Below are 14,603 nucleotides of genomic sequence, written 5' to 3' on the forward strand. Positions count from 1 at the left end.
CGCGGGTTTTTTTATATCTGAGCCATTTTAAAGTATTTGCTATGTTTCCATTTAAGGCAGATAAAGCAAATAACTGCTGCCAGCGTATAGGCAACACATAGCATGATCCAAAAACCTTGAATATTGAATGCATCGTACGTGCGCCCCAACCATGTCACTGGATGGAATGCCAAATACCAGCCGCCACCAAGCCCGAAAACTAAAATCATGCTGCTATAAACCAGCATCGGAAATACAATAACTTTCCAACATCTCAACATATTGACCGAAACTACTAACATCGCATCAAAGACATGCATCCAACACAATAAAAACACCAATGCGAAAACCACGTTGAGTACATCTTTGTCATTACTAAACAAGGGCAACATATAGGGATGAAATACTGCCACAACGATTGAGGCGGTTAAGGCGACAGCGAACGCCACCTTCATCGCTATACCGGTTAAATGCCACGCCTCCTGAACACGCCCCTCTCCGATTTTAGTCGATACCAAAATACTAAAGGTTGCGCCAAGTGACAGCGGCAACATAAACAATAAGCCGCAAAAACCCATAGCGATTTGATGCGCATTTACAATGACATTACCCAGTGGCAATGCCAGTAACGCAATTGCGCTTATGGTAAATACATCAATAAAAACAACCACTGCAGTTGGTAAACCAATGCTTAAAATATTGCATAAAATTTTTAAATTAAAGAACTCACCCAACCAGTGAATACTCAATTTCTTTTCTAAGAAAAAGAAATAATAGAGAACCAGTAACAGCCATTGCGCAAGAAGATGCGCTAGAAAAGCCCCTTTCACACCATAAGCAGGAATATTAAAAACCGAAATTCCAAATATAAAGCCATATGCCAAAGTTACTTTTATTATTAAATACAGCGTGTTTGCATAAAACACTCGCTTTGCCTGCCCACAGGTTTGCGTGTAAATAAAAAGAATTCGTAATAAAAAATGCCCAGGAATGGTTAAAGCCATCAAAACCAAACACGGTTGAATTAATGCTCTTATTTCTTCATCAGCTCTTAAGACATTGAGCAATGGTTCTGCATGAGTAAAAAGCCAAGCCGCACCACCTGAAAGACAGAGCACAATGATGATACTTTGCTTAATAATCAGCTGTAATTCCAGATACGCCTTGCGGCCATTTGCTTCCGCCAGTTCCTGCATCATGCCTTGCAAAACACCCATACCCGAGACAAAAACTAAACTGTAGATACCCACACAAACGGCCATTGCAGTGACATGTTGTGCTGAAAAATGAGATAAAAAAATCGTATCGAATAAACCACCAAGCATTAAAATGGTATTACTCAAAAAAATGGGCATCCACAAATTTAAAAACGTTTTCATGACTTTTCACTGTATTTTTTATTCTAAATATAAGTCTCACTTCGACTTATAATCAGCTGATATCTTTTATGTTTTACCCATCATCTGTGAAAAACTAAGTATATACAATAGATTTATTACTTATTTTTTTAGATGCATTTCGCGTTATTTTTCACATCATGCTACTTCCCTTTATCCCCTCTACTCACTGCTATTCTTTATACAACCCACGTAAATGCCAAAGCAAGATTACTCAATGAAAGCTTCAAATAATCAACTTGACAATAATTTCAACAATTAGCTATGTTAAGCTCAGATTCCTTTTTAGAACTCATAAAATAGGCCAAAATAATGAATCCAAAAGAAATGACCGGACTGCAACTTCTACAAGCCATGTGTGCAGGGAAAATTCCACCAGCAAGTATTAGCGAAACTATTCCAATGCAGCCTTATGAAGTATCTGAGGGCAGTATTAGCTTTAAGGCTAAAGCAGATGCACGACACTTAAATCCGCTAGGCGGTGTGCATGGTGGCTTTGCTGCTACGGTGCTCGACTCGGTGACAGGTTGTGCCATTCACACCTTATTAGAGGCAGGTGTAGGTTATGGCACCATCGACTTAAATATAAAAATGTGTCGCCCAATTCCAAAGGATGTTGAACTTACAGCGATTGGAACAGTCATTAATATCAGTAAAAATTTAGGGATTTCTGAAGGGAAAATTATCGATGACAATGGCAAACTTTATGCACATGCAACTGCAACCTGCATGATTATACGTCCTTAATATTTTTATTTTTCTGCTCGCAATTCAATGCGAGCAGATGATGATTCAAACTTATATTGCTGAATGTAAGGCGCGAATTAATTGGCCTTCGCTAAGATCAATGCGATTACTGCCCTTTTGAAAGCAGTAATATTTTAAAGCACTATCTAACTCAACACGAAGTTCCCGTTGTTCTGAAATAGACCATACTTTAGAACGATTTGAGCCTGATAATGCATTACCTGCCAATTGGTATAAATACAAGTCTTGCTTGCGTTGCAAAGGCACACGACGACCATCATCTTGATGTTCAAAACGTAAATGACATGGCGCGTTGATCAACCATTTTTCACTAAACCACAGTTGTAATAAATCACCCAATGCCAAGTCACGTTGACCCAAAGGCCAAACGTCAACGTATGCACCTTCGACAGGTGTTTGATATTGCTCTTGGTTACTGATAATGGAAAGATAGTTTTCTTGGTAAAAAGAAAAATTTGAAAAAATCTGAGAAATAGTCAGCGTATTCATTCGCTTTCTCCTGTTTAGCCATTTTAGTGCTGGCAAGTTGGGTTTAAATCCACACTGTTTAAACATATGTTTAAACGCTCTGTTGTTGCATTCAGACTATCAATTGAATTTTTTCTTTGCAAGCCTAAGATTCATTTTTTCTAAAAAATCCTTCTTTTTGTTCAAATAAAAAACATCTATCACGCATTTCTCCTCATATTGGTATTTTTAGCTTGACCCTCCCCAAAATCTGCTTATAATCGCATTCAGATTCTCCAATAGCTCAGTCGGTAGAGCGACGGACTGTTAATCCGCAGGTCCCTGGTTCGAGCCCAGGTTGGAGAGCCAAATTCTAAAGCCCATTTATTTAAATGGGCTTTTTTAATGCCTATGATTTACATATAATCTATAAGTCATTGTCATTAAAATAAAAAAAATGTTCATTCAAGTTGATGCTGAATCAAATAAAACTGCCTTAAAACACTATCTCACTGCATTCATTTTTCTTTTAATTATTATCAGCCCATTTGCAATTTATTTGGTGAGCTGCACACCCGAAAGTGAAATTGAGCAACATTTCAAAATACCACCCAATTTATATAATAGTGAATCTAACACCCTTCTTGACAGCAACCTACAATGGTTGATTCCACCTCAGCAGATTCAAAATCACAATACTATTCCCGAAATATCTGAATCTGTATTGAACGAGATGACAGAAGGACAATATTGGTCGAGCACACCCATTACACTGCAAAACCAATCTGATCAACTGTATATCCATATTGATTTTGCAGGTCAGCAACAAACACGAAAAGATCTAGAAATTTCGGTACTGCCGTTATGTATTGTTCACGAAAAAGAAACACCATGTATGAAAGCTGGGTTAAATGCAAGTGGACAACTTTTTAACATCTCAACTCAAAAAAATACGCAATATCACACATTGGAGACCAATAAGTCATGGATCTTTTATGGCCATGAATTCCAAGAGAACTATATTATTCCACCACAAGCCACTCTCAAATTTTTAGTTAAAGCCAACATCCCTGAACACTTAACCCTTCAATGGCTTAGGCTAAGCATCAGTACTAGCCCTATTGTTGAGAAACAGCAAAATTTTATGCTCATGACGCAAAACAGTATGAAAATAAAATATGCACTTGCTCTATTGCCACTCTTCATACTTTCTTTGATGCATATCTTTCAAGGGTTTGAAAGCCTTCGTAATTTATCTATCGGCGCGCTTTCAGCACTTTTATTTGCAATCAACACCATCATTTGGGATATCCATTATATGGTGATTGGTTGCCTGATTTTATGTTTTGCAAGTGTCTTTTATTGTTTTGAGAGCCGATATTATCGATTGCTTTATTTAACGGGTTATTTACTGATTGCAGGCTATTCGCAGCAATATTATGGTGGTTTTAATAAACACTTTTTCACTCAAACCAGTTTAATTTTATTGATAGGTTTATTGATGTTTTATCTTGAACCTAAAGATAGCTAAATCATTTTCATAAAAAAGCTCCGCAAATCGCAGAGCTTTTTCTCTTTTAATCACCTTAGATCACATTAAAACTCAAGGTATATTTATATCGTTTTAATGCATCACCTTTCATTTCAATAGGCTGTTGATAATCCATTTTCAGTAAATACTGACCACGATCTGATAGGTTAAAATTCAAGTGCCCATCTTGATCAGTTTTAAGCGTTTTATAAACTTTTCCTTCACGGCTGTAATCCGTTGTTTGCTGCAAAATTTCAATCTGCAAACCCGCAACCGCTTTTTTCTGATCTAGCACTTTCAGTTGTACTGGCTCATTTTGCATAATGGCATTCGGATGAGTTTTAAATTGCACATCAAAGCCATCATGCAAATGATTCACCACTTGTGTAGACGTTACACGGCGCGATACAAAAGTTTCAATGATTTCCAGCGTTTGAATACTTTTGATTTGCGACTTTTTAGTCAACTCAGCTGTATAAATGACATTTGCATTCGCTGTTTTTTGAGGATCACGCACACCATTGATTAACGTTTTCCACTGCTTTTGATCGTAAGCAAAACGCACTGTACTTCCCTGCTTTTCACCGCGAATACGATACGTGCCATCCTGCTTATTTTCTAAACTATAGCTGCTGACCGTTTGCGTTTTTGCCCAATCGACATCTGTTAAATGTAGCTTATCACCTGATGGTGTATGTACATGGAATTTAAAGTTTTTAATGGCTATTTCTGAAACAAACGGATTGTCATAAAAACCAGAAAGAATGGCACTGTGATTATTAAATGTTTGATAGTTTAGAGGCGCAACATAAGGATAATGCGCTTGAGCCTGACCAACCGCACACAAAGCGAAACAGAGTAAAGTGAATTGTAATTTCATATTAAATAAGTGAGCTTAAATTGTTTGATTCAAAGAGATCGTTTCATTTTAGATTCACCCAAAACAATTGTAAATAATTCTTATTATCATTTATTTTGAGTGCATAAAAAATCCCCCATTCTGGAGGATACTTTTATCAAGCTGCTTTGACTGGCACACCACTATGAAAGCGGAATAACTCATCTGGGCTGCTAATCAGATTTTTTTCAACTTCACGAATATGCTCAATACGCATCTGAATATCTTCTTTCGGGTTCTTCAGCTTATTGGTCGTCGCCACATCCATGGCCAAAGCTAAATAGTCCTCATAATGGCGTGATTCAGACTTTAGCAAATAGCGGTAGTAACGCCCCAACTCTTCATCCACATGTGGTGCAAGCGCATAGAAACGCTCGCATGACCGTGCTTCAACGAATGCGCCGATCACTAAGATATCAATTAACGCTTCTGGCTCATAAGTCCGCACTTCTTTGCGTAGACCACCAGCATACCGTCCGGCACTGATTGCAGTCCATTCCTGACCACGTTTTGCCATCAGTTCCAGCACTTGCTCATAGTGCAGCATTTCTTCACGTACTAGCTGCGCCAGCTTGATTTGTAAATCCGAGAAAAAACTATAACGAAACATCAAATTCATTGCTGTACTTGCCGCTTTCTTTTCACAATTGGCATGATCCTGCATCAGGATATCCAAATTATTTAAAGCTTCATCCAACCATGCTTTTGGTGTTTCACACCCCAAGAAGCCAATGACTGGCTTCATTAGGGCATCATAATCAATATTTGACATATACTTTACTTAAATAATTAACGTGCGGCTTTAATCGCAGCTTTCATTTGTTTCACAGACTGTGTCAATCCAATAAATACAGCATCAGCAATAATCGAGTGACCAATATTCAATTCATGAATTTGCGCAATGCGAGCAATTGGAGTGACATTGTCAATATTTAAGCCATGACCAGCATTCACAATCAAACCTTTAGATGCCGCATATTCAGCACCTTGAATGATACGCTCCAGCTCTGCTTTCTGCGCTTCAGGTGTTTCAGCATCTGCATATGCACCTGTATGCAACTCAATCGTTGGCGCGCCACAGGCAATCGCCGCATCAATTTGAGCAAAGTCAGCATCAATAAATAATGAAACTTCGCAACCAATCGCTGCGAGTGCTTGAGTCGCATTTTTTACATCTTCAAAATGCCCAACAACATCTAGACCGCCTTCAGTCGTGACTTCTTCACGCTTTTCAGGAACAAAGCATACATGATGCGGCTGAATCTCTTTGGCAAATTCAACCATTTCATCGGTCACTGCCATTTCAAGATTCATATGGGTTTTTAATACAGAACGCATACGACGCACATCATCATCTTTAATATGGCGACGATCTTCACGTAAATGTAGCGTAATCCCTTCCGCCCCCGCTTGCTCACAAATAATTGCGGCATTCACAGGATCTGGATAAGTTGTCCCACGTGCATTTCGTAGTGTTGCCACATGGTCAATATTTACACCAAGCAAAGCTGCCATAATTCTTTCCTAATGACGTTGAGTTTGAGAATTCTGTATCCACAATTGACGACTTTTTAATGGACGATCGCCAAGCAAGGAAGTAATCATTTGTCGGTACAACTTAGACAGTAATTGTAACTGTTCAGAATTAAATTCCCCACCTTTTTCATAATCACACATACTTAAAATATGTTGACCTGACAATGTTGCCCGTGAGGCTTTAATGACAGGTTGAAAACCTTCATTTAAATGAAATTGATAATTTTCATAAAGCTGAATTTGCTGTTGATTTGCATCAGTTGAATAATCCAGCGCATAACCCAATTCTTCAAGCAGTTCATGCTCAAACTGTCTAAGGATTTGTCGCAAAAACAGGTCAGGATTATCCTGCGCAGACATGCATTGGAGTTGTTCTAAGGTATGCGCATATTGAGCAAATGTCTCTGGCATCTCGACCTCTAAGGGACATAGCCTCAATAAGACTTCATTCAAATAAAACCCTGAAAAAAAAGCATCCCCAAAAAAGAAAATGGGTTGATTTACAATTTCAAGTTTACTGAAATTTTTAAGTTCAGACTTGCCGGATGCTTGCAAGCAAATCGGTTGATACTGAGGCGGAGGTGTTTGTCTGAGAATACCGTCAACTCGGCCATGCTCCTGCGTAAACAAGTGCACGATATGACTTTTTTCACGATATTTACGATGGTGAATTAAATAACCATGCAGTATCTCATTACGCATGATTTAAGATATTAATCCTTGTCTTTCTTTTTCTTTTCGTCTTCTTCTTCATCATCCCCATCTGGAATGACTGCACCTACAACTGCAGCGGTTCCTTTGACCACGCCTTTTGTGGTTTTATAAGCCACTTTGACAGGAACAGTAACGATTTTATGAATACACCCTTGTAGAAACAAAACACATGCCACTACAGCTAATACTTTCATCATTACTCTTCCCTCAAAGTTTTAAATGTCTAGCAATTAAATATCGCTATAACCCAAGCTTTTCAATGCACGCTCATCATCAGACCAACCACCTTTGACTTTCACCCAAAGTGTCAGCATGATTTTTTGCTCGAACATTTTTTCCATATCCACACGTGCATCCATACCGATTTTCTTCAGTTTGGCACCTTTCTCACCAATCACAATGGCTTTTTGGCCAGAGCGATCGACAAAAATCGTCGCATCAATATAGGTACACGCCGCTTTAGGACGGCCTGTTTTTGGATTTACCGTTGCTTCTTCTGTTTTAAACGATTCAATTTGAACGGTTAAATCATAAGGTAGCTCTTCACCCAATTGACGCATGATTTTTTCACGGATAATTTCAGATGCAAGGAATCGCTCTGAACGATCGGTCAATTGCTCAAGTGAATACAGTGGTGGTTGGAATGGTAGATATTTCTCAATCGTACTGCGCAAATGATCCAAATTTGCACCGCGTAATGCTGATACAGGAACAATTTCTGCAAAATTCATCAATTTTGCACGCTCTTGTATCAAGGGTAATGCGTGGTTTTTGTTTTCTAGCGTATCAATTTTATTGATCACAAGAATAACTGGCATATCGGCATTTTTTAGCTTTTCTAACACTAAATCATCATTCTGCGTCCATTTGTCTGCATCAATCACAAACAAAACCAAGTTCACATCACGAAGTGCAGAATGCGCCGCACGGTTCATCATTTTATTGATGGCACGAACTTCTTTTTTGTGCATCCCTGGCGTATCCACGAATACTGCCTGAGACTTTTCACGTGAGTCAATACCTACAATTTTATGACGAGTCGTTTGTGGTTTACGAGACGTAATTGAAAGTTTTTGACCCAAAATATGGTTCATTAACGTTGATTTACCCACGTTTGGACGACCAACAATCGCCACAAAACCACTTTTAAAATCGGCCGGAATTTCAGTTCCTTGTGCACTAAAAAACTGACTAATTAAATCGTTACTGTCGCCTTGCGACTCGTGATCAGCATCTACGTGATCGGAATGAGTAGTCATTAAGACTTTTTCTCCAAAATTTCTAAGATTTCTGCCGCTACAGCTTGTTCAGCAAAGCGACGGCTTGAACCTTCACCGTATTTAACAGAGAGCCCTTCAACCGTACATTCAACTTTAAAATGTTGGTTCGGAGCATCCCCCTGAATATCTACAACCTCGTAAACCGGGAGAGGTTTTTTACGTGCTTGTAAATACTCTTGTAAACGTGATTTAGGGTCTTTCAGTTGATCGGTCGGTTCAATATGATCTAAATATGGCACATACCATTTAAGAACAATCGGTTCCAGAATTTTTAAATCCTGACAATCGACATAGATTGCACCAATGATCGATTCAACGGTATCCGCAAGTATAGACTCGCGATGATGACCGCCAGATTTCAACTCACCTGTACTCAAGATTAATTCTTGACTGAGTTTTAAGTCATTGGCAATTTTACCTAATGCTTCCTGACGAACCAGTGTCGCACGCATACGCGTTAGACGCCCTTCATTTTCATGCGGGTAGGCATGGTATAGATAATTGGCAATTATCATACCCAATAATGAATCGCCCAGATATTCTAGGCGTTCATAATTGTATTTATGGCTCACCGATCGGTGGGTCAAGGCCAGTTGTAACAATTCAGGTTGTTTAAACTGATAACCGATACGACTTGCTAAACGAGCTTCATTTAGCTTGGACTGAGCTTTGATCAAAACTTTTCTCGAACTTTAACACAATATCAATATTCAATAAGAAAGGTTTTCTTATTTCATAATTTTTTTCCACTCGTAAACCATTATCATTGTTTACTTGTGCAATATCTGAAAATTTAATATCAATCATATTCATATTAAATCGTTTATCCATTTCCTTTACAAATCCAGCCGGACTAATATTCTTAGGAGCACTAACAAGTTGCTCACGGATCTGACTATTAATCATCCGATCCTCAAAATATGGCCCCCATACTGCAATTGCAACCTTCGCCATAAATGCAAAACCAACTACAGCTAACATTATAGCTAAATAAGACGTTCCCCGTTGATGTCTCATTTTATATTCCTATTTTTATAGACTAATCAATACTGCCATTACGACTAAATGAAGGCAGTTTTAAACCAGGTTCCTTATGCATCCACTTGTAAAAAGCACGTCCAGTGAGGTTTTCTTCAGGCACAAAGCCCCAAAAACGACTGTCCGCACTTTGATCGCGATTATCCCCCATCGCGAAATAGTGACCTTCAGGAACCTTAACTTCCCAATATAAACCATTTTCTGTTGAATATTTACCATTTTCAACATAGTTGATAAATGGCGCTTGGCGCGCAACATTGACGCCGTCAAGCTCACGCATGGTAAACGTATGCTTACCCATGGTTTCTTTATGATAAATCGATGTAGGTGTATCGAGTTGATCTTTTTCACGGCTAAATTCAACTGGAACTTTTGTCACTTTCTGACCATTCACACTCAGTTGACCATGATCATAAATAATATGATCCCCTGGTAAACCGACCACACGTTTAATATAGCTAATGGTTGGTTGCGGTGGATAACGAAATACAATGACATCTCCACGCTCAGGTTCACCAACATCAATAATTTTTTTATTAATAATAGGTAATCGTACGCCATACTGATATTTATTCACCACAATAAAATCACCTGTCTCTAAAGTTGGAACCATAGAGTCTGATGGAATATTAAATGGCTCATATAAGAATGAACGCATCACCAAAACTATCGCTAGAATCGGCCAGAAGTCATAAGCCCACGCGATAACGACGTTTTCATTCCCCTTACCTTTGGTCTGCCGTTGTTTCCAGACAAACTTATCCAACAGCCAAATTAGGAAAAAAATGACTGTGGCAGGAACAAGGATCAAATTAAAGTCAAAATCCATGAGCTCATAAACCTCTATTTATTATCTTTCTACTTTCAATACCGCAAGGAACGCTTCTTGTGGGATTTCAACACTGCCCACTTGCTTCATACGTTTCTTACCTTCTTTTTGTTTCGCAAGAAGTTTCTTCTTACGTGACACGTCACCACCATAACATTTTGCCAATACGTTTTTACGCATCGCTTTTACAGTTGAACGTGCAATGATTTGCGCACCAATTGCTGCTTGAATAGCCACATCAAACATTTGACGTGGAATCAAGTCTTTCATTTTCTCAACTAGAGCAATACCACGGTGACGAGCATCTTGGCGGTGACAAATCATGGCCAAGGCATCAACCTTCTCACCATTAATTAGCACATCAACCTTAACCAAAGATGAACTCTCAAAACGGACAAAGCTATAGTCAAGCGATGCAAAGCCACGTGAACATGATTTCAACTTATCAAAGAAATCCATTACCACTTCTGCCATTGGAATTTCAAACGTAATAGCGACTTGGTTTGCCATGAACTTCATATTTTTTTGAACGCCACGACGTTCAACACATAAAGTCATCACATTACCCAAGTATTCTTGCGGTACCAAGATGTGACATTCAGCAATTGGCTCACGTAAGTCTTCAACTGTTGAACCATCTGGCATTTTAGAAGGACTGTCGATATAAATGGTTTGACCATTTTTCATTACCGCTTCATAAATTACGGTCGGTGCAGAAGAAATCAGGTCAAGATCATACTCACGCTCTAAACGCTCTTGTACGATTTCCATGTGCAGCATACCCAAGAAGCCGCAACGGAAACCAAAACCGAGTGCATCTGAACTTTCAGGTTCAAAGAATAATGCTGAGTCATTAATTTGCAGTTTGTGCAGCGCTTCACGGAATGGTTCAAATTCACTTGAATCGATTGGGAACAAACCTGCATAAACCTGTGGTTTAACTTTTTTGAAGCCTGGTAAGGTTGCTACTTCTGGTGTGGTTGCTAAGGTAATCGTATCACCCACTGGAGCACCAAAAATATCTTTAATACCCGCGATCACAAAACCAACTTCACCCGCTTCGAGCATGTCCGTTTCTGTGTGTTTCGGATTAAAAATACCCACTGACGTAATGATGTGCGTTTGACCTGTTGATTTCATCAACATTTTATCGCCTTTACGCACACGGCCTTCTTTAATACGAACCAAAGAAACCACGCCTAAATAGTTATCGAACCAAGAGTCGATAATCAAGGCTTGTAAAGGCGCACTACGATCACCTTGTGGTGCAGGAATAACATTCACCAGGGTTTCAAGCACACCTTCAATGCCTAGACCTGTTTTCGCTGAACACGTTGGCGCTTCAGTCGCTTCAATACCAATAATGTCTTCAATTTCTTGAATAACACGTTCTGGCTCTGCTTGCGGCAAATCGATTTTGTTTAAAACCGGTAGAACTTCTAGACCTTGTTCAATTGCGGTATAACAGTTTGCTACAGATTGCGCTTCTACCCCTTGTGCAGCATCAACAACCAAAAGTGCGCCTTCACACGCAGCCAAAGAGCGTGAAACTTCATAAGAAAAGTCAACGTGTCCCGGTGTGTCAATGAAGTTGAGTTGGTATTCTTCACCATTAGGATGAGTGTAATACAAAGTCACTGACGCAGCTTTAATCGTAATACCACGCTCACGTTCCAATTCCATAGAATCTAGAACCTGCGCTTGCATTTCACGATCTTGCAAACCACCACAAGTTTGAATAAATCGGTCGGCAAGAGTCGACTTACCATGGTCGATATGCGCAATGATCGAGAAGTTACGAATGTTTTTTATATCAACAGATTTTTTAGCTTGCGCCATGGGCTACCTTGGAAAAATAAAAGCGCTATACATGCAATTCTTTATGCATAGCAAAAGCCGAATAGAAATTGCCGAGGATTATAGCAGATGGATTTTTCAAAGTATCGAAAATAATGCATTGCTTTTATGCAAGTCATTCATCCCACATGTAGAACTTGGCTGGTCTTGGTTTGAAATATTACTTTGAAATCAAACTCAGAGATCATAAGCACTAAAATCAAGCGGATTTAGGCTATCCGCAATAGGTTGATACGCTTGGGTAAAGGTTGGCGACATTCGTTTTGGACGACCTGTAGCAATTTCAATGCATGCCCACTGCGTATTGCCTGTAAATAATATCGCTTTGTCTTTAGGGCGATAAAATACATACTGACGAAATGAATACAACGCATTGATATCATTGAGCCACGTTCGCAGAATAATCTCCTCACCTTCGACTGCTGCTTTGCGATATTGCACATGATGCTCTACAGCAACCATGGCATGCTTCAATTCAATATATTCTTTTAAGCCTAAACCCAAGGCTTCAATATGTGCTGTCGCGACATCTTGCATCCAACTGACGTACACCACGTTATTTACATGATTTAATGTGTCGATATGTTCAGCTTGAACTGTAATTTTTAAATCAAAGATATCGCTCATAGCGTCCTGCAAATTTTAAAATATGCTCCACAGTCTACTCATTTTTATCTAAGGGTAAATTGCAAAAACACTAAAGTTAAAAAAACCACTCGCTTGGAGTGGTTTTCATTCAGTAATTCATTATTGAATGCGCATGCCTACAATCGCACTTTGCCCCTGACGAATCAAAGAAACACGTGCAATGCTGCCATTTTTCAACTCTGAAATAACTTTCACAAAATCTTCAGCATTATTCACAGCTTTATTATTAACTTGAGTCACCACATCCCCCGGCTGAATTCTCGCTTGTGAAGCAATACCACCAGCTCGCACATCTTGAATCAAGACACCGCCTTTTAGGCTGAGTTGTTTTAGTTCATCTGCGTTTAGGTTACGAATTGACACCCCAATCACCGGGCCTTTTTTCACAGGGGTCGTTTCAGCTTTTGCAGGCGTATCATCTGGTGCAGTGATTAAGGTTGCTGAAATATTTTGGCGTTTATCATCGCGGAGCACTTCAAGCTGAATGCTTTGATTTGGACCTGTACGGTTAAGATAATTCAGCAGTTCGCCAGTACGTGAAATCGGTGTGCCATTAAATTTCAAAATAACATCACCCACTTTAAAGCCAGCTTTTGCTGCAGGTGAATTCGGTGCAACTTGAGTAATCAATGAGCCTTCTGGTTTTGAAAGATTATACGACTCAGCTAGATTACGGTCGATATCTTGCAGCATGACGCCTAAATAAGCACGTGTCACCTTGCCGTTTTTCTTTAATTGGTCTGCAACATCCATCGCCACATCAATAGGAATCGAGAACGATAAACCCATATAGCCGCCCGTACCACTAAAGATACGAGAGTTCACCCCGACCACTTCCCCTGACTGGTTAAACAAAGGACCACCTGAGTTTCCGGGGTTCAACGCCACATCAGTTTGAATAAATGGAACTGAGGTTTCTCCCATCATATTGCGCATTTTCGCACTAACAATCCCTGCCGAAGCTGAATAGTCAAAACCAAATGGCGAACCAATGGCCAACACTGGCTCACCGACACGTAAACGGTCAACATTGCCTGTGCGTAGCTCTGGAAAATTTGAACCTTTCACCTTTAACAAAGCTACGTCAGTCCGCTCATCACTCCCCACGACTGTGGCATCAATTTCACGGCGGTCATTTAGTACAATGGTGACTTTCGATGCATCTTCCACCACATGATGGTTAGTTAATAGATAACCATCCTTACTAATAAAGAATGCGCTTCCATAACCGGTCTTTTCTTGCGGCATTTTTTGCTGCGGAATAACGACCTGATTACCAAAAAAGCGTCGTAATATTTCTGGGACTTGCTGCTGTAAAAGCTCTTCTTGACTGAGCTTTTTCACCACATTCACACTCACAACAGCTGGGCTGACCTGCTCAACCAAATTGGAAAAATCAACAGGACCTGCTGCCTGAGTTTGTACGCTTGCAACCGTAAACACAGCTGCATAAAGTCCCTTTTGTAAATACGATTTATTCATTGTTAGCATTCACTCAATTGTGCTTATCATTTGAAATACGTTAGTTTTTATCACAATGCAAGTCTAGGCTTCGTAATAAAATGTTTGATGAATATTTAGGATAAATAATCTTAAACATTCCTTAAATATTACAGATCTATGAATATTTTTCATTATTTAGTTAATTTATAGTCATTGCGTTTTTAGGCAAAAACAGTTG

General features: G+C 39.3%; 16 protein-coding genes and 1 tRNA gene. 3 read left to right on the forward strand and 14 right to left on the reverse strand.

Going from position 1 to position 14,603, the window contains the following annotated elements:
• Positions 1 to 11 precede the first annotated feature (11 nt).
• Complete coding sequence (locus B1202_RS09285) at positions 12 to 1,322, reverse strand: MATE family efflux transporter (RefSeq protein ID WP_249668810.1); 1,311 nt, start codon at positions 1,320 to 1,322, stop codon at positions 12 to 14.
• 363 nt (positions 1,323 to 1,685) lie between these two features.
• Here B1202_RS09285 and B1202_RS09290 point away from each other — a divergent pair, with 363 nt between their 5' ends.
• Positions 1,686 to 2,123 carry a PaaI family thioesterase gene (locus B1202_RS09290; protein ID WP_171262633.1) on the forward strand — a complete coding sequence of 146 codons (438 nt, stop codon included), beginning with the start codon at positions 1,686 to 1,688 and terminating at the stop codon, positions 2,121 to 2,123.
• A 51-nt stretch (positions 2,124 to 2,174) separates the two neighbouring features.
• Here B1202_RS09290 and B1202_RS09295 read toward each other — a convergent pair whose 3' ends face one another.
• The gene (locus B1202_RS09295) at positions 2,175 to 2,633 is read right to left on the reverse strand and encodes a hypothetical protein (protein ID WP_078190319.1); all 459 of its coding nucleotides are present in this window, start codon (positions 2,631 to 2,633) and stop codon (positions 2,175 to 2,177) included.
• Between the two features lie 251 nt (positions 2,634 to 2,884).
• Between B1202_RS09295 and B1202_RS09300 the strand changes: the two genes are divergently transcribed.
• Positions 2,885 to 2,960: transfer RNA gene (locus B1202_RS09300), tRNA-Asn, on the forward strand.
• 88 nt (positions 2,961 to 3,048) lie between these two features.
• Positions 3,049 to 4,122 (forward strand): hypothetical protein, encoded by a 1,074-nt coding sequence (locus tag B1202_RS09305; RefSeq protein ID WP_078190320.1) that lies wholly within the window; start codon positions 3,049 to 3,051, stop codon positions 4,120 to 4,122.
• 55 nt (positions 4,123 to 4,177) lie between these two features.
• Here B1202_RS09305 and B1202_RS09310 read toward each other — a convergent pair whose 3' ends face one another.
• The 12 genes from B1202_RS09310 to B1202_RS09370 form a co-directional block, all read right to left on the reverse strand.
• Positions 4,178 to 5,002 (reverse strand): DUF4198 domain-containing protein, encoded by an 825-nt coding sequence (locus tag B1202_RS09310; RefSeq protein ID WP_078190321.1) that lies wholly within the window; start codon positions 5,000 to 5,002, stop codon positions 4,178 to 4,180.
• A 136-nt stretch (positions 5,003 to 5,138) separates the two neighbouring features.
• Entirely contained in the window at positions 5,139 to 5,792 is a 654-nt protein-coding gene (locus tag B1202_RS09315) for a tRNA-(ms[2]io[6]A)-hydroxylase (protein ID WP_078190322.1), read from the reverse strand.
• A gap of 17 nt (positions 5,793 to 5,809) precedes the next feature.
• Positions 5,810 to 6,535: a pyridoxine 5'-phosphate synthase gene (gene pdxJ / locus B1202_RS09320; protein ID WP_078190323.1), complete on the reverse strand. Its 726-nt coding sequence runs from the start codon at positions 6,533 to 6,535 to the stop codon at positions 5,810 to 5,812.
• A gap of 9 nt (positions 6,536 to 6,544) precedes the next feature.
• The gene (gene recO, locus B1202_RS09325) at positions 6,545 to 7,261 is read right to left on the reverse strand and encodes a DNA repair protein RecO (RefSeq protein ID WP_213033257.1); all 717 of its coding nucleotides are present in this window, start codon (positions 7,259 to 7,261) and stop codon (positions 6,545 to 6,547) included.
• Between the two features lie 8 nt (positions 7,262 to 7,269).
• A complete protein-coding gene (locus B1202_RS09330) occupies positions 7,270 to 7,467 on the reverse strand; it encodes an NF038104 family lipoprotein (RefSeq protein WP_078190325.1) in 198 nt (65 codons plus the stop codon).
• A gap of 33 nt (positions 7,468 to 7,500) precedes the next feature.
• Positions 7,501 to 8,529, reverse strand: coding sequence for a GTPase Era (gene era, locus B1202_RS09335; protein ID WP_067765139.1), 1,029 nt, complete (start codon positions 8,527 to 8,529; stop codon positions 7,501 to 7,503).
• Entirely contained in the window at positions 8,529 to 9,227 is a 699-nt protein-coding gene (gene rnc / locus B1202_RS09340) for a ribonuclease III (RefSeq protein WP_078190326.1), read from the reverse strand. Before rnc ends, era begins: the two co-directional genes overlap by 1 nt.
• On the reverse strand, positions 9,199 to 9,567 hold the full coding sequence (locus B1202_RS09345; RefSeq protein ID WP_078190327.1) for a DUF4845 domain-containing protein: 369 nt from the start codon (positions 9,565 to 9,567) through the stop codon (positions 9,199 to 9,201). Before B1202_RS09345 ends, rnc begins: the two co-directional genes overlap by 29 nt.
• A 22-nt stretch (positions 9,568 to 9,589) precedes the next feature.
• On the reverse strand, positions 9,590 to 10,417 hold the full coding sequence (gene lepB / locus B1202_RS09350; protein WP_078190328.1) for a signal peptidase I: 828 nt from the start codon (positions 10,415 to 10,417) through the stop codon (positions 9,590 to 9,592).
• Between the two features lie 21 nt (positions 10,418 to 10,438).
• A complete protein-coding gene (gene lepA / locus B1202_RS09355; protein WP_078190329.1) occupies positions 10,439 to 12,256 on the reverse strand; it encodes a translation elongation factor 4 in 1,818 nt (605 codons plus the stop codon).
• A 195-nt stretch (positions 12,257 to 12,451) separates the two neighbouring features.
• A complete protein-coding gene (locus B1202_RS09365) occupies positions 12,452 to 12,901 on the reverse strand; it encodes an acyl-CoA thioesterase (protein ID WP_078190331.1) in 450 nt (149 codons plus the stop codon).
• A gap of 120 nt (positions 12,902 to 13,021) precedes the next feature.
• Positions 13,022 to 14,404, reverse strand: a complete 1,383-nt coding sequence (locus B1202_RS09370; RefSeq protein ID WP_078190332.1) for a Do family serine endopeptidase — start codon at positions 14,402 to 14,404, stop codon at positions 13,022 to 13,024.
• Positions 14,405 to 14,603: the final 199 nt, after the last annotated feature.

Origin of the sequence: Acinetobacter amyesii (assembly GCF_002018365.1) — a bacterium.
Classification (GTDB): domain Bacteria; phylum Pseudomonadota; class Gammaproteobacteria; order Pseudomonadales; family Moraxellaceae; genus Acinetobacter; species Acinetobacter amyesii.